At 69.8% G+C, this 22,710-nt stretch carries 26 protein-coding genes; 14 read left to right on the top strand and 12 right to left on the bottom strand.

Annotation, left to right across the window (positions count from 1 at the left end; genetic code table 11):
- Positions 1–32 precede the first annotated feature (32 nt).
- Positions 33–662 carry a DUF305 domain-containing protein gene (locus Q1A98_RS01340; protein WP_299569276.1) on the top strand — a complete coding sequence of 210 codons (630 nt, stop codon included), beginning with the start codon at positions 33–35 and terminating at the stop codon, positions 660–662.
- A 15-nt stretch (positions 663–677) separates the two neighbouring features.
- Positions 678–2,105: an ATP-binding protein gene (locus Q1A98_RS01345; protein WP_299569277.1), complete on the top strand. Its 1,428-nt coding sequence runs from the start codon at positions 678–680 to the stop codon at positions 2,103–2,105.
- On the opposite strand, the gene Q1A98_RS01350 is transcribed toward Q1A98_RS01345, so the two are convergent.
- Positions 2,081–2,755, bottom strand: coding sequence for a response regulator transcription factor (locus Q1A98_RS01350; protein WP_299569278.1), 675 nt, complete (start codon positions 2,753–2,755; stop codon positions 2,081–2,083). The two genes, Q1A98_RS01345 and Q1A98_RS01350, sit on opposite strands and share 25 nt — an antisense overlap.
- Before the next feature lie 75 nt (positions 2,756–2,830).
- On the opposite strand from Q1A98_RS01350, the gene Q1A98_RS01355 reads away from it, so the two are divergent.
- Positions 2,831–3,301: a DUF2231 domain-containing protein gene (locus Q1A98_RS01355; protein ID WP_299569279.1), complete on the top strand. Its 471-nt coding sequence runs from the start codon at positions 2,831–2,833 to the stop codon at positions 3,299–3,301.
- A gap of 42 nt (positions 3,302–3,343) precedes the next feature.
- Here the strand turns inward: Q1A98_RS01355 and Q1A98_RS01360 are convergent, their stop codons facing one another.
- From Q1A98_RS01360 to Q1A98_RS01370, 3 genes are read right to left on the bottom strand one after another with little or no spacing between them, the layout of a single operon-like run.
- The gene (locus Q1A98_RS01360; RefSeq protein WP_299569280.1) at positions 3,344–3,754 is read right to left on the bottom strand and encodes an SgcJ/EcaC family oxidoreductase; all 411 of its coding nucleotides are present in this window, start codon (positions 3,752–3,754) and stop codon (positions 3,344–3,346) included.
- Positions 3,755–3,807: 53 nt separating this feature from the next.
- Complete coding sequence (locus Q1A98_RS01365; RefSeq protein WP_299569281.1) at positions 3,808–4,482, bottom strand: hemerythrin domain-containing protein; 675 nt, start codon at positions 4,480–4,482, stop codon at positions 3,808–3,810.
- Positions 4,479–4,631: a hypothetical protein gene (locus Q1A98_RS01370; protein ID WP_299569283.1), complete on the bottom strand. Its 153-nt coding sequence runs from the start codon at positions 4,629–4,631 to the stop codon at positions 4,479–4,481. The genes Q1A98_RS01365 and Q1A98_RS01370 overlap by 4 nt, the downstream gene beginning before the upstream one ends.
- A gap of 102 nt (positions 4,632–4,733) precedes the next feature.
- On the opposite strand from Q1A98_RS01370, the gene Q1A98_RS01375 reads away from it, so the two are divergent.
- From Q1A98_RS01375 to Q1A98_RS01390, 4 genes are all read left to right on the top strand, one after another.
- Positions 4,734–5,789 (top strand): helix-turn-helix transcriptional regulator, encoded by a 1,056-nt coding sequence (locus tag Q1A98_RS01375; protein ID WP_299569284.1) that lies wholly within the window; start codon positions 4,734–4,736, stop codon positions 5,787–5,789.
- 108 nt (positions 5,790–5,897) lie between these two features.
- Complete coding sequence (locus tag Q1A98_RS01380; protein WP_299569286.1) at positions 5,898–6,125, top strand: hypothetical protein; 228 nt, start codon at positions 5,898–5,900, stop codon at positions 6,123–6,125.
- 51 nt (positions 6,126–6,176) lie between these two features.
- Positions 6,177–8,528: an ATP-dependent DNA ligase gene (locus Q1A98_RS01385; RefSeq protein WP_299569288.1), complete on the top strand. Its 2,352-nt coding sequence runs from the start codon at positions 6,177–6,179 to the stop codon at positions 8,526–8,528.
- A gap of 11 nt (positions 8,529–8,539) precedes the next feature.
- A complete protein-coding gene (locus tag Q1A98_RS01390; RefSeq protein ID WP_299569289.1) occupies positions 8,540–9,280 on the top strand; it encodes a metallophosphoesterase in 741 nt (246 codons plus the stop codon).
- Between the two features lie 10 nt (positions 9,281–9,290).
- Here Q1A98_RS01390 and Q1A98_RS01395 read toward each other — a convergent pair whose 3' ends face one another.
- A complete protein-coding gene (locus tag Q1A98_RS01395) occupies positions 9,291–10,562 on the bottom strand; it encodes an HNH endonuclease signature motif containing protein (RefSeq protein ID WP_299569290.1) in 1,272 nt (423 codons plus the stop codon).
- 147 nt (positions 10,563–10,709) lie between these two features.
- Positions 10,710–12,140: a DHA2 family efflux MFS transporter permease subunit gene (locus tag Q1A98_RS01400; RefSeq protein ID WP_299569291.1), complete on the bottom strand. Its 1,431-nt coding sequence runs from the start codon at positions 12,138–12,140 to the stop codon at positions 10,710–10,712.
- 50 nt (positions 12,141–12,190) lie between these two features.
- Between Q1A98_RS01400 and Q1A98_RS01405 the strand changes: the two genes are divergently transcribed.
- On the top strand, positions 12,191–12,739 hold the full coding sequence (locus tag Q1A98_RS01405; protein ID WP_299569293.1) for a helix-turn-helix domain-containing protein: 549 nt from the start codon (positions 12,191–12,193) through the stop codon (positions 12,737–12,739).
- On the opposite strand, the gene Q1A98_RS01410 is transcribed toward Q1A98_RS01405, so the two are convergent.
- Positions 12,697–14,082 carry a DUF2252 domain-containing protein gene (locus Q1A98_RS01410; protein WP_299569295.1) on the bottom strand — a complete coding sequence of 462 codons (1,386 nt, stop codon included), beginning with the start codon at positions 14,080–14,082 and terminating at the stop codon, positions 12,697–12,699. The two genes, Q1A98_RS01405 and Q1A98_RS01410, sit on opposite strands and share 43 nt — an antisense overlap.
- Before the next feature lie 79 nt (positions 14,083–14,161).
- Between Q1A98_RS01410 and Q1A98_RS01415 the strand changes: the two genes are divergently transcribed.
- The 4 genes from Q1A98_RS01415 (at position 14,162) to Q1A98_RS01430 (ending at position 17,239) form a co-directional block, all read left to right on the top strand.
- The gene (locus Q1A98_RS01415; RefSeq protein ID WP_299569297.1) at positions 14,162–14,536 is read left to right on the top strand and encodes a VOC family protein; all 375 of its coding nucleotides are present in this window, start codon (positions 14,162–14,164) and stop codon (positions 14,534–14,536) included.
- Complete coding sequence (locus tag Q1A98_RS01420) at positions 14,533–16,254, top strand: chloride channel protein (protein ID WP_299569299.1); 1,722 nt, start codon at positions 14,533–14,535, stop codon at positions 16,252–16,254. The genes Q1A98_RS01415 and Q1A98_RS01420 overlap by 4 nt, the downstream gene beginning before the upstream one ends.
- Before the next feature lie 65 nt (positions 16,255–16,319).
- On the top strand, positions 16,320–16,745 hold the full coding sequence (locus Q1A98_RS01425; protein WP_299569301.1) for a Rieske (2Fe-2S) protein: 426 nt from the start codon (positions 16,320–16,322) through the stop codon (positions 16,743–16,745).
- Positions 16,746–16,822: 77 nt separating this feature from the next.
- Positions 16,823–17,239, top strand: coding sequence for a hypothetical protein (locus tag Q1A98_RS01430; protein ID WP_299569303.1), 417 nt, complete (start codon positions 16,823–16,825; stop codon positions 17,237–17,239).
- 68 nt (positions 17,240–17,307) lie between these two features.
- On the opposite strand, the gene Q1A98_RS01435 is transcribed toward Q1A98_RS01430, so the two are convergent.
- Genes Q1A98_RS01435 through Q1A98_RS01445 form a run of 3 tightly spaced genes read right to left on the bottom strand, consistent with a single transcriptional unit; the run spans position 17,308 to position 20,215 of the window.
- A complete protein-coding gene (locus Q1A98_RS01435; protein WP_299569305.1) occupies positions 17,308–18,834 on the bottom strand; it encodes an NAD(P)(+) transhydrogenase (Re/Si-specific) subunit beta in 1,527 nt (508 codons plus the stop codon).
- Complete coding sequence (locus tag Q1A98_RS01440; RefSeq protein WP_299569307.1) at positions 18,831–19,136, bottom strand: NAD(P) transhydrogenase subunit alpha; 306 nt, start codon at positions 19,134–19,136, stop codon at positions 18,831–18,833. The genes Q1A98_RS01435 and Q1A98_RS01440 overlap by 4 nt, the downstream gene beginning before the upstream one ends.
- On the bottom strand, positions 19,136–20,215 hold the full coding sequence (locus Q1A98_RS01445; RefSeq protein WP_299569309.1) for a Re/Si-specific NAD(P)(+) transhydrogenase subunit alpha: 1,080 nt from the start codon (positions 20,213–20,215) through the stop codon (positions 19,136–19,138). The genes Q1A98_RS01440 and Q1A98_RS01445 overlap by 1 nt, the downstream gene beginning before the upstream one ends.
- Positions 20,216–20,427: 212 nt before the next feature.
- On the opposite strand from Q1A98_RS01445, the gene Q1A98_RS01450 reads away from it, so the two are divergent.
- Both Q1A98_RS01450 and Q1A98_RS01455 read left to right on the top strand, forming a co-directional pair.
- Complete coding sequence (locus tag Q1A98_RS01450; protein ID WP_299569311.1) at positions 20,428–20,892, top strand: MarR family transcriptional regulator; 465 nt, start codon at positions 20,428–20,430, stop codon at positions 20,890–20,892.
- Positions 20,889–21,272 carry a DUF5313 family protein gene (locus tag Q1A98_RS01455; RefSeq protein WP_299569312.1) on the top strand — a complete coding sequence of 128 codons (384 nt, stop codon included), beginning with the start codon at positions 20,889–20,891 and terminating at the stop codon, positions 21,270–21,272. The genes Q1A98_RS01450 and Q1A98_RS01455 overlap by 4 nt, the downstream gene beginning before the upstream one ends.
- 12 nt (positions 21,273–21,284) lie before the next feature.
- Here the strand turns inward: Q1A98_RS01455 and Q1A98_RS01460 are convergent, their stop codons facing one another.
- Together Q1A98_RS01460 and sigK are read right to left on the bottom strand one after the other, a co-directional pair.
- The gene (locus Q1A98_RS01460; protein ID WP_299569313.1) at positions 21,285–22,082 is read right to left on the bottom strand and encodes an anti-sigma factor; all 798 of its coding nucleotides are present in this window, start codon (positions 22,080–22,082) and stop codon (positions 21,285–21,287) included.
- On the bottom strand, positions 22,072–22,698 hold the full coding sequence (gene sigK, locus Q1A98_RS01465; RefSeq protein WP_299569315.1) for an ECF RNA polymerase sigma factor SigK: 627 nt from the start codon (positions 22,696–22,698) through the stop codon (positions 22,072–22,074). Before sigK ends, Q1A98_RS01460 begins: the two co-directional genes overlap by 11 nt.
- Positions 22,699–22,710 lie beyond the last annotated feature (12 nt).

A 22,710-nucleotide genomic window follows, 5' to 3' on the forward strand; every position in this document is an offset into this window, starting at 1 on the left:
GCTCTCGACACGGCGTGCCGACCATCGGATAGATGACCGAGAACATCATTCGTCCTCGCCGTGCCCGACGCGCCGCGGTCGCCGCGGTGGCACTCGCCGCCGGCGCGGCGATCGCGCTCACCGCGTGCGGGAGTTCGTCGAACGGCGCGTCGGGCTCCGCGGCCGCGTCGTCCGTCACGGCCTCGACGGGGTCCCACAACGCCGCCGACGGGATGTTCGTGCAGATGATGATCCCGCACCACGAGCAGGCCGTGGAGATGTCGGACATGCTCCTGGCGAAGCGGGGCATCGACGCGCGCGTCGTCTCGCTCGCACAGGAGATCACGGCCTCGCAGGGACCCGAGATCACGACCATGACGCGGTGGGCGTCGTCCTGGGGCGTCTCGACCGGGGGAGGCATGGACCACGGCGGCATGGACCACGGCTCGATGTCCGGGATGATGTCCGCCGGTGACATGAACCGCCTGAAGGCCGCGCAGGGCAGGGACGCCGCGAGGCTGTTCCTGGAGCAGATGATCGAGCACCACACCGGGGCGATCACGATGGCGCAGAACGAGATCCGTGACGGACAGGACTCGTCGGCGAAACGACTGGCCGAGTCGATCGCGACCACGCAACAGCGGGAGATCGCGACCATGAAGCAGCTGCTCACGCAGGTGTAGTCCTACCCTGCAGGGGTGCCACCGCCCCTCCGTCGCGCAGTCGCGGCCGCGCGCACCCGGATCGCCCGCGTCCGCGTCCGCCTGACCGTGGTCGCGACCGCGCTGCTTGCGGTGGGACTCGCCCTCGCGGCCGGGGTCATGCTACTGGTGCTGCACCAGTCGTTGCTCAGCACGGCCGACGGTGTCACCCGCGCCCGGGCGACCGAGATCGCCGACGCGATCCGTACGACACCGATCGCAGCGCTGGATGCCGGGGTCCTGGCGCCGACGACGAGCGTGGACCTCGTGCAGATCGTCGATGCCGGCGGACGGGTCCTGGCCACGTCACCGGGCGGCAGCCGGACGCCGATGACCTCGCCGGTGGCGGTGGGATCCACACGCACCCTCGACGACGCCGAGGTGCCCGGGGAGGACGTGAAGTTCCGGGCGACGGTGAGAGGGGTGAGCACACCGACCGGTGTCGTCACGGTGATCGTCGGCGCGGCCGAGGGCCCAATCGACCGTGTGCTGCTGATCGTCGCCGCGATCGTGGCGTCGATCTTCCCGATCATCCTGGTGATGATCGCCGCAGCGACGTACGTGCTGAGCGGTCGGACGCTCGCACCCGTCGAACGGATCCGGTCGCGCGTCGCCGCGATCACCGGGTCCGGCCTCGACCAACGGGTGCCCGTGCCCGACACCGGGGACGAGATCGCCGACCTCGCCGAGACCATGAACGCGATGCTCGATCGCCTCGACGCGGCGCACCGACGACAGGTGCAGTTCGTCGGCGACGCCTCCCACGAACTGCGCAGCCCACTGGTCACGCTCCTCGGACTTCTGGACCTCGCTGCCTCCCGGGGTGACGGTGTCGACGGGACGACGGTCGCGCAGGTGCTGCTGCCGGAGGCCCGGCGTCTGCACGACCTCATCGACGACCTGCTGCTCCTGGCCCGCTCGGACGAGAGCGCGAGCCTGCCGGTGACCGACGTCGACCTCGACGACGTGGTGGACGCCGACGTCCGTCGTCTTCGCGAGACGTCGACGATCGCCGTCAGCGCGGTCGTCCGCGCGATCCGCGTCCGCGGCGACCGCGAGACCCTCGCCCGCGCGCTCCGCAACCTCACCGACAACGCTGTCCGACACGCACGGTCGACGGTGCGCGTCAGCATGGCCCCCGGGGACACCGAGGGCACGGCACGGATCGATGTCGAGGACGACGGCCCCGGGATCCCCGCCGCCGATCGGGCGCGGGTGATCGAACGCTTCACCCGCCTCGACGCGGCGCGGTCCCGCGGTGACGCCGGTGGATCCGGGCTGGGCCTGGCCATCGTCAGCGAGATCGCCCGCGCCCATGGCGGATCGCTGGTGATCGACGGCTCCCCACTGGGCGGGACACGAGCGCGGGTGACGATCCCCGTCGCAGGGGGTGAGGTCGATCAGTCCACGGCGACGAGCCGGTAACCGACCCCACGCACCGTCTCGATGGACGCGCAGCCGAACGGCTTGTCGATGCGACGTCGGAGGTACCCGACGTAGACCTCGACCACGTTCTCGTCGCCCTCGAAGTGGGCGTCCCAGACGGCGTGCAGGATGTCGGCCTTGCTCACCGCGACACCGACATTGCGCATCAGGAACTCGAGCACCGCGAACTCCCGCGGAGTGGGGGCGAGTTCGGTGTCCCGTCGGCGGACCGTGTGGGCGGCGGGGTCCAGCATCAAGGAGCCGGCGGTGAGCACTGACGGGCGTTCCGGCGCGCCTCGACGGATCAGAGCCCGCAACCGCGCCACCATCACGTGCGTCGGGAACGGTTTGACCAGGTAGTCGTCGGCGCCGAGGTCGAAGGCGTCGATCTGGTCGTATTCGCCGTCCTTCGCGGTCAGCATCATGATCGGCGTCCACACCTCGCGGTCGCGGAGTCCGCGGAGCACCTCGTAGCCGCTGCGCCCCGGCAGCATGATGTCGAGGACGACGGCGTGGTAGTCGCCGTGCGTGGCCCGTGCGAGTCCGGAGTCCCCGTCGTGGACGACGTCGACCGCCCAGCCCTGGGAGACCAACGTCCGCCGCAGCGTCTCGGCGGCGTTGCGGTCGTCCTCGACCACAAGGATGCGCACTCCCCGGCTCCCCTCACGCAGGTGTGCCTCACCTGTCTCAGTGATCTCTCAACAACGCTCTGCTTGCATGCGCGTATGGATTCCATCAACGGGATACCCGCCCACCCGCTGTTCGTCCACCTCGCCGTCGTGGCCATCCCACTGCTCGCGGTGCTCGGCATCCTCACCGTGGTGTTGCCCGCCGCGCGACGCAAGCTCGGGATCATCGTCCCGTTGGTCGGTCTGGTGGCGGTGGTGATCACCCCGCTGACGACGTCGGCCGGCGAGTCGCTGGAGAAGGTCACCCGCCCGGACCCGGTGCTCGAGCACCACACCGAGCTCGGCGACCAGATGATCTATTTCGTGGCGCCGCTGTTCGTCGCGGTGGTCCTCTACTGGGCGCTGAACAGTCCTGTCGTGATGAACCGTCTGCCGTCCGCTCCGGCAGGGGCGGTCCGCGTCGGGTCGATCGCGTTGGCCGTCGTCACCGTGGTCTTCGCGATCGGCGCGATCATCTGGGTCTACCGCATCGGTGACACCGGCGCGGAGTCCGTCTGGCTGCACTGACGGACTCCGCGCCGGCGGCGTGGTCTTCTCGGACCCCGGGGTTCAGCCCTGGTCGGATCCGCCGAACGGGTGGTCGATGAGGAAGCGCCAGGCGCCGTCGTCCCCGCGGACCGCGATCTCGCACGTGATGCCGTGCAGGTCGATGGGCGTGCCGTCGGGCGCATGGGCCCCGGTCATCTGGTGCGCTCCACTGCCGAGCGCGAGATCGCCGGCGACGAGCCAGAACCGGTCGGTGCCGTGGATGGTGCCGCCGAGGGCGACGAAGTCGACGAGCGCCTGACGGATCGCGTCGGTGCCGCGGACCTCGGGTGCGCCGGGTCCGGGGACGATGACCGCGTCGTCGGTGTACATCGCCATCATCGCGTCGATGTCGCCGGCGTTGAACGCCGCCTCCCAGCGATGGTGGAGCTCGTGGACGTCGAGGACGGCTGCGGTGTGATCGGTGACGGTCATGATTTTCTCCTTGTGGTGGACGTGTGTCGTGGTGTGGGCGTGCAGGTGTCGGATCAGGGTGTGCGGGTGCCGTGGACGGCCAGGGCACGTCGGGCGTAGATCCGGGGGCCGATGCGGGGCACCAGGATGCGGACGGGAGCGGGCGCTGCGCGCAGCATGTCCCGGAGAACTGCGGGATCGGCCTCGTAGGCGAACATCCCGATGACGAGCGGCATCGACGGTTTCGGCACCGACGCCGCGCCGGCCTCGCCGACGGCGTGCCATTCCGCGGCGTCGAGGTGGGCCGCCGCGAGCGGCAGCACTGATCGTTCCTCCACCTCGAGGTGGTCCCGCAGTGCGCCGAAGAGGTCCTCGAGTGCCGACGCCAGGCGTCGGCTGGTCGTCGCGTCGATCGACCCTCGCCACGCAGAGCGGGCGTCGTTCACCCGGGACAGCGCGGCGTCGATGCCGGCGTGCTGGGCCTCGACGACGTCCAGCATCGCCGCGTCGTCGCCGTCCAGACGCTCGCGCAGGAGCGGCCAGAGGAGCTCGTCCTCACCCTCGTGGTGGTGATGCATCAGCGAGCAGAGCAGGTCCAGGTGGGTGTCGACGCGGTCGCGCTGTCGAGGGTCGTCGTCGCCGACTCGACGGACGGCGGCCGGGGCGAGCCGGAACTCGCGGAGGAGCGCGGTGTGCACGACGAGCATGTCGCGGACGTCGACGGTCGGCGCGGTCTGAGCGGCGGTCATCGGATCGTCCCGCCCGTCTCGGTGCCGGTGACCGCGCCGCAGCGCCACCGTGCGTCACGGTGATCCCACCAGCATCGGCGGTCGTGGCGGTGACGGTGTGTCAGGTCGGGGATGGTCCGGGGTGTCGGGGTCGTGCTCGGTGATGTCATGCGGATGACGCTAGGAATCGCGCGTCGCACACGGCATCCCAGAAATCTGGGTAATCCGTCGTGGGGGTCGCGACGTCCGCACGTGCGTGCGACAGTGCAGGTATGGCACGGCCCGCACCCTCTCTCGCGCTGAGTGACCGGCTGACGCGTGATCTCGCGTCGGCGTCGTCGATGGACGACCTGGCGGACCGGGTCTACTCGGCGATCCGCCGGCACGTCGCTTTCGACTTCGCCTGCTTCGCGACCACCGACCCGACGACCGGTCTCATCACCTGGGCGTCGAAGACGCGAGACCTCGGCGTGGGCGACGTCGACTTCGCCGCAGCCGAATACGGGGCACCCGACATCAACAGGTTCGACGAGATCGCCCGTCGCGATCCCCCGGTCGCGATCCTCTCGATCGACACCGACGGCGACCTGTTCCGCTGCCGGCGCCATCGGGAGTTCATGGCGCCGGTGTTCGGGTTCGGCGACGAGCTGCGTGCCTGCTTCCTCGGCCGCGCCGCGACATGGGCGGCTCTCGCGCTCTATCGACGTGCCGACGAGAAGCCGTTCAGCCCCGCCGACGCAGCGGTGATCGCCGACGCGTGCTCCGTCGTCGCCGAGTCCGTGCAGCGCGCCATGTTCCGGCTGCCATCGGCGGGCAACTCCCCCACCGACGCCGACCCCGGCGGACCGGCCGTCCTCATCGTCGACGCACGAGACCGGGTGACCCACATGACCGCCGGCGCGCACGCCGCCGTCGAGAACCTGGGCGGCCTCGACCACGGGCAGCTGCCCCCCGGCATCCTCGCTGTGGTCGCATCGACGCGGACGTCGGGGACCCCGCTCACCACGCAGACCCTCACCGCAGACGGCTCGTGGCTGAGCGTCCGTACCGCGCCGCTCGACGGCGCCGATGCCGGACCCGACGTCGTCGTCACCGTCGAACCCACCTCGCGGGTCGCGGTGAGTCGGATGGCGCTGGCCGCACACGGACTGACGGCTCGCGAGGAGGACGTGGCACTGCAGGTGCTTCAGGGCGCGAACACCCGTGACATCGCCGCGACGCTCCACCTCTCGCCGTACACCGTTCAGGACCACCTCAAGGCGATCTTCGCCAAGCTCGGCGTCTCGAGCCGTCGGGAGATGACAGCGCGCCTCGTCCTCGAGAACTGACCTGGACGTCATCTACTCAGATGACACCTTTGCGATCTCACATTGGCATATGGTGATCGGCAACTCAGTGGCGCATCGGCGCGTCACCGCGGATCGAAAGCGCTCACCATGACGATGCACCTCACGCGGCGACCCGCGACCGGCTCCGACGACGACCGCGTCCTGGCCGATCGGCTGGTCGCCGACGTCGTCGCCGCCGGCGGCCTCCGGGAGTCCCTCACCGCGGAGGTGCTGGTGCTCATGCTCTGGTCGGCCGGCCATCGCGTCGACGTGGAGGCCCGGGCACGCCGGATCGCCGACATCATCACGCGAGGCGACACCGCGATCGCACGCTGACCCCGGTCGGCGGCCGAACCCACCCGGGTCCCGACCTGGGACACTGGGGTCATGGCGGACACGCTCGACGTCGACGGCCGCACCGTGTCGGTGACGCATCTCGACAAGGTGCTGTACCCGGCGACCGGTACCCGAAAAGTCGAGGTCATCGAGTACTACGACCACGTCGCGCCCCTGATCCTGCCCCACCTCTGGTGGCGACCCGTGACCCGCAAACGCTGGCCCGACGGCACCGGGGCTGCCCCGTTCTTCGAGAAGAACCTGCCCGCGGGCGCTCCGGACTGGCTGACCCGTCGGGTGATCGAGCACAGCGATCGCAGCGCCACCTACCCGCTCGCGACCTCTCGCGCCGACCTGATCTGGTTCGCGCAGCAGGCAGCGCTGGAACTGCACGTCCCGCAGTGGACCTTCCCCGTCGAGGAGGGGCAGCTGGCGAAGGCCGACCGCCGCGCGAACCGCCTCGTGCTCGACCTCGACCCGGGCCCCGACGTCACGCTCGCACAGACCGCCGAGATCGCGCTGCTCGTCCGCGACATCCTCGACGGCGCAGGGTTGGTCGGCTACCCCGTCACCAGCGGCAGCAAGGGGATTCACGTCTACGCGCCGTTGCCCGCCGCGGTGACGTCGGACAACGCCCGCACCGTCGCCAAGCAGATCGCCACCGCCCTCGCGGCCGAGCGGCCGAACGACGTCACCGCGGTCATGGCGAAAGCCGTCCGTGCGGGCAAGGTGTTCATCGACTGGAGCCAGAACTCGAGCGCGAAGACGACGTTGTCGCCGTATTCGTTGCGCGGTCGGGACGCGCCCACGGTCGCCGCCCCGCGGACGTGGGACGAGCTCTCCGATCCCGACATCGCCCACGTCACCATGGCCGAGATGCGTTCTCGCATCGATGATCTCGGAGACCTTCTCGCTGACCTCGACGCCGCCGTCCCCGATCCGACCACAGCCGACGACGCCGCGGACCCGGTGGCGCCTGGCGTCGTGGACCTGTCGGAGTACCGGCGCAAGCGCGACGAGACCCGCACCCCGGAGCCGTTCGGGGACAGTCGCGACGTCGACGAGCCCGAGCCGGAGGTCGCGTCCGGTCCGATCTTCGTCATCCAGGAGCACCACGCGCGACGACTCCACTACGACTTCCGCCTCGAACGGGACGGGGTACTCGTCTCGTGGGCGGTGCCGAAGAACCTTCCCGTCGATCCCGACCAGAACCGGCTCGCGGTGCACACCGAGGACCACCCGATGGACTACGCCGACTTCGCCGGCGACATCCCGGCAGGTGAGTACGGCGGCGGCCACGTCGAGATCTGGGACCGCGGGACGTACGAGACCGAGAAGTGGCGCGACAACGAGGTCATCGTCCGTCTCCACGGTGAACGGATACAGGGCCGGTACGCGCTCATACGGACGGGTGAGAAGAACTGGCTGGCCCACCTCATGTCCGACGAGCCGCGGCCGATCGTGCCCGACAGTCTCAAGGACCCGCGGCCGATGCTCGCGACGCTGGAACCGGTCGAGGCCCTCGACGCGGCGGACTGGGCGTTCGAGGGCAAGTGGGACGGCTACCGCATCCTCGCGCAGTACACCGACGGGACCCTGCGCCTGCGGACCCGGTCCGGGATCGACATGACCGCCGACTTCCCGCAACTGGGCTCTCTCGCCGACGATCTCGGTCTGCTGGACGTGATCCTCGACGGTGAGGCAGTGGCGATCGACGCGAGCGGCCGCAGCAACTTCACGTTGCTCACCGGCCGCGCCGGCGCCGACGAGGCGGTCGATGTCCGGTATCTGATCTTCGACGTGCTGTTCCTGAACGGCACGTCGCTGCTGCGCAAGCCGTGGCGGGATCGTCGGGCCGTCCTCGAGGAGATCGCGCCGCTGTTCGCTCGGGACCCGGTCGTCGAGGTCCCCCCGGTGTTGGACGGGTCGGGCGAGGAGGCGATGGCCCACAGCCGCGACCGCGGGTGGGAGGGGGTCGTCGCCAAGCGCCGCGATTCCGTCTACCAACAGGGACGACGGTCGAGCACGTGGCGCAAGCAGAAGAACTGGCAGGACATCGAAGTGGTGGTCGGCGGGTGGCGGCCCGGGAAGGGCAACCGATCGTCGACCATCGGCTCGCTGCTGGTCGGGCTGCCCGAGGACACCGGGCTCCGCTACATCGGCCGCGTCGGGACCGGCCTCACCGAACGACAACTCGCCGAGCTGACCGCCGAACTCGAACCGCTCCGACGCAAGACGTCCCCGTTCCTCGAGCGGCTCGACCGGCCGATCGAGCGCGACGCGGTGTGGGTGTTGCCGAAGGTGGTGGCCGAGGTCCGGTTCATGGACTGGACGACGGCGGGGCATCTGAGGCATCCCAGCTGGCGCGGCATCCGGCGGGACAAGTTGCCCGGCGATCTGTGATCATGTCGGGCGTGACCGTGATCGCCCACATCAGCGACCTCCACGTGACGGGCGACCCGGCACGGCGGGCTCGCATCCGTGCGGTGATCGATCACGTGAACGACCGCGCCGCCGGGATCGACGTCATGGTGGTGACCGGCGACATCACCGACGACGGCACGCCGGCACAGTGCGCCGAGGCCGCCGAGATCATCGGTGCCGCGCGCGTCCCGACGCTCGTCATCCCCGGCAATCACGACCGCCGACCGGAGTTCTCCCGGGCGCTGCTGGACGGTGCTGCGACCGACCTCCCGTTGAATCGGTCCGCCGTGGTCGGCGGTGTCCTGTACCTGATGTGCGACAGCACCATTCCCGGCCGCGACGACGGGTGGCTGTCGGACGGGAGCCTCGAATGGATGGAGTCGCAGATCGCCACGGTCGGTGCTGACACACCCGTCGTCGTGTGCTTCCACCACCCGCCGGCGACGCTCCAGATGCCGTTCATGGACGGTATCCGTCAGATCGGTGAGGACCGCCTCGCGGAGGTGATCGGCCGCCATCCGAACGTCGTGGGATCGCTGTGCGGCCATGCCCACTCCGGCGCGGTCACCGCGTTCGCCGGGCTGCCGCTGGTGGTCGCCCCGGGAGTCTCCGCGACGCTCAAGCTCCCCTTCGAGGGTGAGGGGATCGTCGACACGACACAGCCCGCCGGCATCGCCTTCCACCACCTCGACGGCTTCCGGTTGATCACCCACTTCCGCGTGGTGGTCTGAGCGCAACGGTTCACGCCGCCTCCCCGCCGACCCGGTCAGGCGCCCGGGAGCGGTGTTCGTGTCCGGTGGGTGTGCGGATCAGAGCTTCGTGGGTGCCGTCGTCGTCGATCGCGGTCGTGACAGACCAGCCGGGGTTCTCTTTCTGCCGGTTGTGGGTCCGACACTCGCCCAGCCCGTTCAGGACGTCCGTCGGTCCGCCGTCGTGATGGGGGTGGGCGTGGTCGATCTCGGCGATCGGTGCGTCGCAGTACGGGAAGCGACACGAGATGTCGCGGCGGATGATGAACCGGCGCAGACCGGACGGGAAGATCCGGGCCTTCGACTCCATCGCGACGAGCGCACCCGAGTCGGGCGCCGCGAACAGACGTCGCAGCGTCACGAGGGCATCGGCGTCGAGGGCATCGGTGATCAGGTCCCGTGCCGTGTCGGCCGGGATCAGGCCGTAGCCGGGGACCTCCGCCGCGGCGGAGGAGTCTCCGACGAGAACATCCGCGCTGACAACGACGTCCACGGAAACGGCCACATCCTCCGCTCGGGCCTGGCCAGTCAACCGTTCGACAACGGTGTCGGCCATGATCTGCGCGTGGCTGCGGTCACCGTCCCCGACGAGCCCGTCTGCGTGTTGCTTGAGTGCGGCGTACGCGGCGATCCCGGCCTTCATGGGCAGCAGCGCCGACAGCTGCACCATCGCGTCGGGTTTGGGCCGCATGCTCACGCGACGGTCCTTCGGCGCGGATGCGTTGCGGTCCACGACGGCCTGCGGGTCGCGTTGGTAGGCGATCTGTTTGGCCAATGCCTCGAGAGCGCGGTCACCGACACCGTCGAGAGTCGTGGCGTCGGAGCACAGTGCGTGGTCGATGATCCGGCGATCCTCGACCTGCAGGTAGGCGGTCTCGCGGACCAGGATCGTCGCCCGCCATTCCGAGAGGGATCCTTCGCGGAGGCGGGCGAAGGTGTTGGGCATCTCGGCCATCGCCCGGGCGAACCCCAGATACCGGCCACCGGCGTTGCCCGACACCCGCCGCGCCAGAGCGACCTCCGCCGACAACCCCCGGCACCGTCGCTCGATCGGAACGCCACGCTCGGCCTCCGCCGCCGACCGCAGTTCCTGCAGCCGCAAGGTCTGCTCGGCCTGCACAGCGGCACATGAAGACTTCACCGACTCCGCGAGAGAGATCAGGTCGATCGCCTCGGCCTCGTCATCCGCAGCAGGAAGCGCGGCGAGCACGGCCATCACGTCACGCAGCGCGTCTCGCGCGTCGGCGATGTCCGTGCCCTTCATGAGTACATGTGTACACGAGGGGTCTGACAAGACCAGAAGCCCAAAACCACCTGTGCACAATCCGTTTGGATGTCCCGGGTGCCCAACAGATGGTTCCTGCCGCCCAACAGATGGCGGTGGTTCTGGGCACAGACGACTCGCTCGGGATCAGGCGGTCGTGAGCGCCACCTCCGGCGTCGCCGCGGTCTTCCGTGCCGGCGTCATGAAGACGGCGGCGAGCGCTGCCGCGACCGCGACACCGGCGGTTGCCCACCAGGCGTGCTGAAAAGCGTTGTGCGCGGCTGCGTATCCGACCGGTGCGCCGACGGTGGCGACGACGAGACTGACGCCGAGCACCATGCCGACCTGTCGGAACATCGACACGGTGGCGCTACCGGCCGCGGCCTGCGATGCCGGGAGGTCGACGGTGGCCGACGAGAGGATCGACGGCAGGGCCAGGCCCACCCCGATCCCGCCGATCACCCAACCGGGCAGCACCGCGCCGAGATAGTCGGAGTCAGGGCCGACCGACATCGACACCAGGACCGCGCCGGCCCCGAACAACAGACACCCTGCGGCGACGACCATCCCGACGGGAATCCGCGCGGCCATGCGATGTGCGACCGCGGCGAAGATCGGGACCATCATGGGGCCCGGCGCGACCGCGAAGCCGGTGGTGATCGCCGACCACCCCCAGACCTGTTGCAGCCACAAGATGTTGACCAGCAGGCCGGCGGCGAACGGCACGCCGAACAGCAGAGCCGCGACATTGGACCAGGCGAACGCCCGGACGCGGAACAGCGCCGTGGACAGCAACGGTGACCGGTGTCGGGCGTTGCTCACCGCGAACACCGCGAGCGCGAGCACCGCGATCAGCCAGACCACGAGGGACCGCGAGGACGTCCAGCCCCAGTCGGGCCCTTCGACGAGCGCCAGCGTCAGACCACCGATGCCGACGACGGCGGCGATCGCACCGAGCATGTCCGGGAAAGGTGTCGGAGTGAGCTCCCGGGACGAGGGGACCACGAGCCACGCCCCGACCATCGCGACGATCCCGACAGGCACGTTCACGAGGAACACCCAGCGCCAGTCGATCGAGACCAGCAGGCCGCCGACCACCGGACCGAACGCCGCGGCCAGTGCGCCGGTCGCGGCCCAGATCCGCACCGACCGCTCGCGGTGTTCCGGGCGGGCCGCGGCGACAACGAGTCCGAGGCTCGCCGGCGTGAGGATGGCCGCCCCCAGCGCCTGGACCACGCGGAAGGCGACCAGCCACCACACGCCCGGGGCCACCGCACACGCGACCGACGCGAGGGTGAAGACACCCACGCCGAGAAGGAAGCCGCCTTTTCGGCCGTAGCGGTCGACGAGACGTCCCGCGGGGATCAGGAAGGCGGCGAACACGATCGCGTAGGCGTTCAGCACCCAGGACAGCGTCGTGAGGTCGGCGCCACCGAAGTCCTTCCCGATCGCATCGAACGCGACGTTGACGATGAACACGTCCAGGCTCGCCAGGAAAGCCGCGAGGCACAGCACGGCCAGGGCGAGCGGTTCGCGCCGATCCCGCACGGTCGATCCCGGCAGGCTTGTGTTTGTCATAGCCAGATGGTCTGCCGCTGGCAATGGTTTTGTCAAGCTAGACTGAGGTCATGAGTTCGACAGAAGACGGGGCGGTGCTCGCCCCGACGGGGCCACTCGCGCACCGGTCCGCCTGGCGCGCCGACGGATGTCCGGCTGCGGCGACGCTCTCCGTCGTCGGTACCCGCTCGGCGCTGCTGATCATGCGGGAGGCGCTCTACGGCACCCGCCGCTTCGACGATTTCGTCGACCGGGTGGGCGTCACCGAGGCGGTCGCCGCCGCCCGCCTCAAGGAGCTGACCGCAGCCGGACTGCTGCACAAGGTGCCCTACCGGGAGCCCGGCAGCCGCACCCGCCACGAGTACCGACTCACCCCGGCGGGAACCGATTTCGCCCCGGTCGTCATGGCCCTCTACCAGTGGGGCGCGGAGCATCTCCTCGACGACGGCGGCCCGCTCGAGTTCCGGCACGTCGGGTGTGAGGCCCCTGTCCACGTCGACATCGTCTGCGACGAGGGACACCGCGTCTCCGTCGACGAGGTCCACGTGACCCCGTCCCGCAGCGTCGGCACCGCAGGTCAGATCTCGCCGACCGCCACCGCGTCGAGGAAGGTCCGGTAGTCCTCGTCGACCTGGTCGGCGTAGTCGACCGACCACCGCGCGACCGCGACCTGGGCGGCGTCGTTCTTGCCGAGGTATCCGGCTATCTGGCCGAACGCCGGGCTCTGACTGTGTGCTCGTGCGAGCAGACGGGCACAGAGTTGGCCGTACCGTCGCAACTCCTTCGCACTGAGGTCGCTCGCGTCGATCGACCCCTTCATGTCCCGGAACTGGCGCCAGTAGAACGCACCCTCCGGTGATGCGGTCCAGCCGAGGAACGGATCGGAGTTCGCCTGCAGCACATGGGCTGCGGCGACCACCCTGACCGCGTCGCGGGCGACCTCGAGGGTGTCCTCGGTCTCCGGGATGACGTCTGTCAGCCCACCGTTCGTCTCGAGCACGGATTGCGCCGCCTGCTTGAGCTGCAACACCATCGGCTCCCGGGACGGACCCTCGAGCAGGACGATCAGCGCGATGTTGCCGACGGAACCCACCCCGACGACACGACGCGCGACGTCGACGATCTCGAACTGCGACAGCAGCAGCGCGACGTCCGTGCGCAGAGATCCGAGGTAGTGCTCGAAGATCTCGTCCACCCGCTGACCGGCCAGCTGCACCGTCGCCGGGTCCTGCGCGGAGAGCGGCACGACGATCGGCGGGTCGGGGATGATCCGTCGGCGCCCGTCGGGTCCGACCTCCGTCAGCTTGTCCACGATGGACGCCGCGGTCCTCCGCCGCGCCTTCGCGAGGGCCTCCTCGATCACCTCGGCGACCGCGCCGGGTCCGGAATCCGCGAGTTCCTCCGCGTCGACGGCGGTGTAGTACCGGTCGAGCACGGACTCGCCCGCCGCCCGACGGATCGCTCGTCGGTACGCTTCGCCGACCTGCTCGCCGAGCTCGCGTTGATCGTCGCGGTCGGCCCCGTCCTCGCGCGCACAGAGGACCGCGCTCGTGACGAGCCGCTTGAGATCCCACTCCCACGGGCCGACGCCGGACTCGTCGAAGTCGTTCAGGTCGAACAGGATGCGGCGCTCCGGACTCGCGTAGAGCCCGAAGTTGCCGACGTGCGCGTCGCCGCTGATCACGACGTCGACTCCGGTCACCGGGGTGCCGGCGAGGTCGGTCGCCATGATGTCGGCGGTGGCCCGGAAGAACGCGTACGGGGACTCGCTCATGCGGGCGACCCGCAGCGGGATCAGCTCGGGGATCCGGCCCTCGTGCTGTCGTCGGACGAGATCGACCACCTCGCGCTGCACGGTGCTGCGCTCTGCCAGCGCCGACCGTGGCACGTCGTCGCGGCGGGCCTTGCCCATGGCGACGGCCTCGTCGTGGACGTGGCGCTCGAGGAACCGGTGGAACGGCACGCGGCGATCCTAGTCGGGCTCGATGTCACCGGCCTCGGTCCACGCGTCGGCGCGAATCGGACTCGGTTACCGTCAGCCCATGCCGAGCCGGATCGCGGTCATCGCCGTCGACTGTCACGACGCCCGCGTGCTGTCCGAGTTCTGGTGCGCCGCACTGGGCTGGGAGGTGCGCGACGTCGACGGTTCCGACATCGGCATCGGCCCCGCCGACCCCGACGCTCCCGGGATGGACCTGCTGACCGTCCCCGAGGCCAAGACGGTGAAGAACCGCCTCCACCTCGACCTGCGGGCCGACGAGTCGACCACGCCCGCCGACGAGGTGCGCCGACTGATCGGGCTCGGTGCCCGTCACGTCGACATCGGCCAGCCCGACGACGCACGGTGGGTCACCCTCGCCGACCCCGAGGACAACGAGTTCTGTGTGCTCGGCGTGAACCGGGGTGAGGTCGCATGACCACCACCGGAGTCGCGGACTGGCTGCGCACGGGTCGATCGGCGATCGTCCCGCTGGCCGTCGTCATCGGGGTGGGGACCGGGCTCGGGGCCGTGGGCTTCCGCTACCTCATCGAGGCGGTGACCTGGCTGTTCACCGGGACCGGCGACTACTCGGACGTGGGGCGCATCGCGAGTCCGCACTTCCCGGGCCTCGGGTTCTGGTTCCTGCTGATCACACCGGTCATCGCGGGCGCCGTCTACGGGCCGCTCGTCTACCGGTTCGCCCCGGAGGCGAAGGGCCACGGCGTCCCCGAGGTGATGTTCGCCGTCGCGGAGCGCGGTGGACGGATCGCGCCACAGGTCGCGGTGGTGAAGGCGTTGGCCTCCGCGCTGTGCATCGGTGGCGGCGGATCCGTCGGCCGCGAGGGACCCATCGTGCAGATCGGGTCGGCGCTCGGGTCGACCCTGGGGCAGTGGACACGCCTCGACGCCGATCGACTCAAGGTGATGGTCGCGTGCGGCGCGGCCGCCGGGATCTCGGCCACCTTCAACGCACCCCTGGCGGGTCCGTTCTTCGCGCTGGAGCTGATCCTGCGCACGTTCGCCGCGGAGTCGTTCGGTGCGGTCGTGCTCGCGAGTGCGACCGCGAACATCGTCTCGCGGGCGATCCTCGGCGACGAGACCTTCCTGCAGCTCCCCCGTTTCACCGTCGACCACCCCGCGGAGTACCTGCTCTACATCGCGCTCGGTCTCGTCGTGGGCGTGCTGGGTGTCGCGTTCTCCCGGGTGCTCTACCTCATCGAGGATTTCTGCGACTGGGCCTGGCGATGGCCCGAGTGGGCGCGGCCGATCGTCGGCGGCGTCCTGCTCGGGGGACTGCTGCTCGGCGTCCCGCAGATGTACGGCGTCGGCTACCCGATCCTCGAGAAGGCGGTCGAGGGGCACTACGTCGTCGCGGTGCTGATCGGGTTGTTGTTCGCCAAGATGGTCGCGACGAGCCTCACCATCGGGATAGGCGGCTCCGGCGGCGTCTTCGCCCCGACGCTGTTCGTCGGGGCGATGGCGGGCAGTGCGTTCGGCCTCATCGGGCACGACGTCGCGCCCGGGATCGTGGGCAACGCCGGCGCCTACGGACTCGTCGCGATGGCCGCGGCACTGGCCGGTGCGACGCGCGCGCCGGTGACCTCGGTCGTCATCATCTTCGAGCTCACCGGCGAGTACGGCATCATCCTGCCGCTCATGCTCGCCGTGGCCATGGCGGCGGGCGTCTCCCGTCTCATCTCCGAGGACACGATCTACACGCGCAAGCTGCTCCGACGCGGGATCGACATCGACCGCGCGCCCGAGCGTGACCCGTTCACGGAAGTCTCGGTGGCAGCTGCGATCTCGCCCGCCCCGGCGCCTCTGGGTGCTGACCTCCCTCTCGACGACGCGGCGGATGCGCTCACCGCCGCCGACCATGCGATGCTCCCCGTCGTCGACGGCGACGGCCGCTACATCGGATGTGTCACGTCCCGCGCGGTCACCGAGGCCCTGCGGATCCCGCACGCCCGTGCCGTCACCGTCGAGCAGATCACCTCACTCCCCGATCCGATCACCGCGTCCGACGATGTCGACGCGGTGCTCGACGCACTCGCCGACCACGGGTCCACCGGGCTGCCCGTCCTCGACGCGGATCACGACCGGGTGGTCGGCTGGATCACCCACGCCGATGTCCTCTCCGCGCTGCGTCACTGAGGTCTTTCCTCTCTGAAGCCCGCGGACCCGGCCGGGCTCTCAGGTTCCGCTTTTACCCTGAGGGCATGCACCTCGAGACATCCGTGGGTCGTCGCTCTGTCCTGGCCGGTGGGGCAGCCGGAGCCTGCGTCTGCGCGCTCGCCGCCTGCGGCGCGGGCGGATCGTCGGAGTCGACACCCGCTCCGTCCACGAGCGCCGACGGCTCGCTGACGGAGCTGTCCGCGGTCCCTGTCGGCTCGTCGGTGGCTGTCGGCCTGCCAGGAGGGGCGATGGGGATCGTCACCCGCACCGGCGACGCCGCCGTCCGCGCGTTCTCGGCGATCTGTCCGCACCAGGGCTGCGCGGTCGCGCCGAAGGGCGACAAGCTCGTCTGTCCGTGTCACGGGTCGGAGTTCGCGCCGGACACCGGCGCCGTCCTGGAAGGCCCGGCGCGAACCGGCCTGGCCACCGTGGCCGTCTCCGTCCGCGACGGCAAGGTCTATCCGGCCTGATCTGTCGTGATCGTCCGATCGGGTCGACGCGGTCTGGTACAGCTGTACGAGCACCCGCCCCGGACCCGAGGAGAAGCATGCGCCGCTGGACCCGCCCCCTGACCGCCCTTGCCGCGACGGCCTGTGCCGCAGCCGGACTGATGGCGGGAGTCTCGTCGGCGTCGGCGCTGCCAGCCCGTCCGGACCTCGTTGTGTCGCTGCCCGAGCTCGGGCCCCGGAACTACCCACCGCAGGTACCGTTCGTCGTCCGGATCATGAACCGGGGCAGTGTGACGGCGACGAACATCGCGGTGGCGGTGTCGGGGATCCCGCCCACCGCGAGCGACGGTTTCACGATCGAGTCCATCCGCCCCGGGCAGACGTTCACCGTCCACACCCGCAGCCTGCTGGGCCGCTTCTACATCGGTCAGTCGACGGTCACGGCGCGTGAGGCAGAGCGGGATGCCAACCCCGCGAACAACTCGATCACCGGCTTCCGGTTCCTGGTCGGCTGAGACGAGAACGCCACGAGGCGATCCTTACCGGTGAGCGGGAAGGATCGCCTCGTCTGACGTGACTCGGGTCAGAGCGCCTTGAGTTCCTCGATGACCTCGCCCACCGACTTCTTCGCGTCGCCGAAGAGCATCGACGTGCCGGAGGCGCCGAACAGCGGGTTGTCGATGCCGGCATAGCCCGACGACATCGACCGCTTGAGCACGATCACCGACCGCGCCTCGTCGACGTTGAGGATCGGCATCCCGTGGATCGGCGAACTCGGGTCGTTGCGGGCCGCCGGGTTGGTGACGTCGTTGGCGCCGATGACGATGGCGACGTCGGTACGGCTGAACTCGCCGTTGATGTCGTCCATCTCCTTCATCGCGTCGTACTCGACGTCGGCCTCGGCCAGCAGCACGTTCATGTGCCCGGGCATGCGCCCGGCCACCGGGTGGATCGCGTACTTCACCTCGACGCCCTTGCCCTCGAGCAGGGTCGCCATCTCCTTCACCGCGTGCTGCGCCTGCGCGACGGCGAGGCCGTAGCCGGGCACCACGATGACCTGGTTCGCGTAGGCCATCTGGATCGCGGCGTCGGCGGCGGAGGTGGCCTTGACGGTCCCACCGTCGCCCGCTGGACCCGCAGCAGCGCCACCGGCGCCACCACCGAAGGAGCCGAACACGATCGCGGGGATGGACCGGTTCATGGCCTTGGCCATCAGGTTGGTGAGGATGGAGCCCGAGGCGCCGACGATCATGCCCGCGACGATGAGCGCGGTGTTGTCGAGCGCGATACCCGCTGCGGCAGCGGACAGTCCGGTCATGGCGTTGAGCAGCGAGATGACGACGGGCATGTCGGCACCGCCGATCGGCAGCACGACGAACAGGCCCATCACACCGGCCGCGATCAGCAGGCCGACGATCCACCAGACGCTCGCGCCGCCACCGCTGGTGGCCTGCACGCCGAGGAAGATCGCGATCCCGATCGACAGCGCGAGGAGCACCATGTTCGCCAGTTGGAACAGCTTGGCGTTGCCGACGAAGACCTTCTCGATGCCCTTGGGCAGGATCTCCTGCAGCTTGGAGAACGCGATCAGCGAGCCCCAGAACGAGATCGAGCCGATGATGGCCGCGATCAGCGACCCGATCACCAGAGGCGAGGCCGGCTGCTTGTCGCCGAACTCGGAGAAGCCCGAGGTCTCGATGAACTCCGACCACGCGATGAGCGCGACCGTTCCGCCACCGACGCCGTTGAACAGCGCGACCAGCTGCGGCATCGCCGTCATCTTGGTCTTCAACGCCGGTGGGATGCCCAGTGCGACACCGAGGACGAGGCCGACGGCGATGAGGATCCAGTTGATCGTCGGGACCTCGACACGTCCGGCACCGTCGTCCGCGCGAGCGCCCTCGTTCCAGACGTAGAGCAGGGTGGCGGCGACCGCGATGCCCATGCCGACGGCGGCGATCCAGTTGCCGCGCACGGCGGTCTTCGGACCGGTCAGTCCGGACAGACCGTAGATGAAGAGCGCGAAGGCGACGATGTAGAGCGCGGTGACCGCGTACGACACACCCTGGTTCGGCACATGGCCGGCGACGAACGCGAGATCGACGGTCACTTCTCGACCTCCTTCTTGCCCTTGAACATCCCGAGCATGCGGTCGGTGACGGCGAAGCCGCCGATGACGTTCAGCGTGCCGAACACCAGCGCGACGAACGCGATGATGCGCACGCCCCAGTTGGCGTCGGCGGGCAGCGCCCCGAGCACGACGAGCGCGCCGAGCACGACGATGCCGTGGATGGCGTTGGTGCCCGACATCAGCGGCGTGTGCAGGGTGTTGGGCACCTTGGAGATGACGGCGAAGCCCACGAACCCGGCCAGGACCAGGATCGCGATGTTCGCCAGGAGACCGGTGTACATCAGGCGTCCGCCTCTCGGGTCACGCACGACTTCGCCAGCACCTCGTCGGAGAAATCCGGGGCGATGGCGCCGTTCTCGTCGAGCATCAGCTCGATGAGGGCGAGGAGATTCTTGGAGTAGAGCTCACTGGCGTGCTCGGGCATGCCGGCGGGGAGGTTGAGCGGCGAGCAGATCGTGACGTCGTGCTTGACGACGTCCTGCCCGGGCTCGGTCAGTTCGCAGTTGCCGCCCGTCTCGCCGGCGAGGTCGACGATGACGCTGCCCGGCTTCATGCCCTCGACCGCGGCGGCGGTGACCAGTCGTGGGGCGGGACGGCCCGGGACGAGAGCGGTCGTGATGACCACGTCGAAGCCCTTGATCGCGTCCTCGAGCGCCTTCTGCTGCTGCGCGCGCTCCTCCTCGGTGAGTTCGCGGGCGTAGCCGCCCTCACCGGCGGCGTCGATGCCGAGGTCGAGCCACTGCGCACCGACGGACTTGACCTGCTCGGCCACCTCGGGGCGGACGTCGTAACCGGTGGTGCGGGCACCGAGCCGCTTGGCGGTCGCGAGTGCCTGCAGTCCCGCGACCCCGACGCCGAGGATCAGCGCGGTGGCCGGCTTCACCGTGCCGGCGGCGGTGGTCAACATCGGGAAGTACCGGGTCGACTTCTCGGCGGCGAGGATCACGGCCTTGTAGCCCGACACGTTGCCCTGCGAGCTGAGCGCGTCCATCGCCTGCGCGCGGCTGATGCGCGGGATGGCCTCGACGGCGAACGCCTGCACGCCCGCCGACTTCAGCGCACCGATCTGGTTCTCCTGGTTGCGCGGGGCGAGGAAGCCGATCAACGTCTGACCGGAGTGGAGCTTCGCGACTTCGCCGTCGGTGGGGGCCACGACCTTGACCACCACATCCGCCGACCAGGCGTCGCCGATGGTGGCGCCCGCATCCGTGTAGAGGGCGTCCGGGATCAGGGCCTGCTCCCCCGCACCGGACTCGACGACGACGTCGACCCCCTTGTTGACCAACGTCGCGACGACCTTGGGCACGAGCGCCACTCTGCGCTCCCCCTCGGCCACCTCCCGCACGACACCGACACTCATGAACCCACCCGTTTCTCACATACGGCGCGATGGACACATCTCCCACACCACGCCGGGGGTCGCCCAGGGTGTCGGGATGAGGGCAGGGCTGCGATCGGCAGCCCGTGAATGCACGAAACATAGCATGAGGCCATGACGGGTACTCAGCTGTCCAGACACCTGTCCATCACACTATCGTGCCCTAACTGTTCGTGTACGATCGAATCGTGTACATGACACCTGAGACCGGCGACGACCTGCTGGCGCTGGATCGTCAGCTCTGCTTCGCGCTCGCGGTGACCAACCGGACGGTTCTCACCGTCTACCGACCCCTGCTGGAGCCACTCGGCCTCACCCATCCGCAGTACCTGGTGATGCTCGCGCTCTGGGAGGAGTCGCCGCGGTCGGTCCGCTCGATCGGCGACGCGCTCGTCCTCGACTCGGCCACCCTGTCCCCGCTGCTGAAGCGCCTCGAGGCGATGGGCCTGCTCACGCGCCGACGCTCCGACGTCGACGAACGACGCCTCGACGTCGCACTCACCGACGCCGGCGTCGCCCTGCGCGAGCGCGCCCAGGCCATCCCGCCTGCGGTGGTCGACCGCCTCGGCGTCTCCCTCGCCGAACTGGAACGGCTGCGCGACGTCCTCTGGGACCTCAACCGCGCGGCGTCGACCGCCTCGACAGGAGAACCCGCATGAGCGCCCGGAGACGGCCGTCACCGCTGCAGTGGATCGGCTACTCGTTCGGGAGGCGACTCCCCGACGAGCTGCGCGACTGGGTGCGCGAGGACCTCACCGGCCGCCACGCCTACCTCCGCCACCTCGTCCGCGGCATGGTGCCGTTCATCCCGATCTTCGTGATCTTCATGCTCTTCCCCGGCCCGTGGTGGTTGCGAGCACAGATGGTGGCCCTCGGTCTCGTCCTGGGTCTCATCTACTCGGCGGCGTACATGAGGCAGAACCGCGCCCATCGCCTGGAGAAGCACGGACTCGACCCCGACCTCAAGCCCGCCCGGCAGCAGGCCGAGGACGACCGCGCCCGCGCCGAGTACGAAAGGCTGTACCGGTCGGGGTCCTGAGACCGCTGCCGGTCAGAAGGTGACCGCGGCGACGACGGCGCCCGTCGGCTGCGCCGACCCGCCGTCGGGCTCGACGGTCATGCCGATGGTCCGCGAGCCCGTCAGGCCCGTGACGACGATGGGGGACTGCCCCGCCACCGACGAGACCAGGCCGGCCGACTTCGGCGCATGTGAGTTGCCGATCAGCCAGAGCTGATAGATGCGCTCGCTCGGCGGCTGCTGCGCACCCTCGAGCACCACGACCGCCTTGTCGGCGCTGCGTGAGGACGCGACCACGACCGTGCCCGGCATGCCCGTCATCTCGGTGCGGTGCACCTCGACGTCGCTGCGGCTCATGACGTTCTGCATCGCTGCCATCTGGTCCGACTGCGCGATCTGCGGCTGATCGGCGGGCGACGAGACCGTCGACCGACCGATGACGACACCGCCGACGACGAGCAGCAGAGCCGCGGCCGCGGACGAGATCGCGACGGCCATGCGTCGGCGACGTGCCCGACGGGCGGCGAGCTCGTCGGTGACGACGGCCCGGTCGACGGGGGCGTGCGCGGACTCCCGGCGGGCGACCGAAGTCAGGACGCGCTCCCGGACCTGCGGGCCCGGGTTCTCGGCGTACTCGCCGGCCCAGCGGGAGACGGCGTCGCGTGTGCTGCGGATCTCGGCCACCGCGCGGCGCCGTGACGACTCGTCGAGCGCACCGAGGGCGCGCTCGAAGGCCTGTGCCTCGTCATCGGGCAGGGCGTGGATGGCGTACAGCTCGAGCAGGTCCTCGACCATCCGGCCGGCGTCCGTGGTGGGATCGTCAGGCCTCATCGGAGGTCTCCAGGCAGGACTTCAGTCGACGCAGCCCGTCCCGGATGCGTGATTTCACGGTCGGTAGTGCGGCGTTCAAACGCTCGGCGACCTGCGGATAGCTCAACCCGCCGTAGAACGACAGCTCCACGCTCTCGCGCTGGGTTGCCGTCAGCGTCCCGAGACAGGCGATCACCGCCCGCCGTTCCTCGCGCGTCACCACGGAGTCCACGACCTGATCGGTCTCGATCGTCGCGGTCGACACCGAGTACTCCACGCCACGACGTGTCGACGCCTGCTCGGATCGGACGCGGTCCACCGCTCGACGGTGACCGATGGTCAGGATCCACGAGATGACCGAGCCCATGTCGGACCGGTAGTTGGGGGCGTTCTGCCACACCTGCAGGTAGACCTCCTGCAGCGTCTCCTCGGCGTACCCCGAATCGCGCAGAACGCGCTTGACCAGGCCGAAGACCCGGGAACTCGTCGCGTCGTAGAGGTCGGCGAAGGCCTCGCGATCCTGCGCGGCCACGCGCTGGACCAGCGCGACGAGCCGTGTCGGTTCGTCGGGGGAGTCGTCGCCACCGCGTGTCCGCGTGGCCGGGGACGCCGGTCGCGCAGCAGAGCGGTCGGTCACACAGGTGACAGT

It is taken from the genome of uncultured Williamsia sp. (assembly GCF_947494875.1).
In the GTDB taxonomy this organism is placed as follows: domain Bacteria; phylum Actinomycetota; class Actinomycetes; order Mycobacteriales; family Mycobacteriaceae; genus Williamsia_A.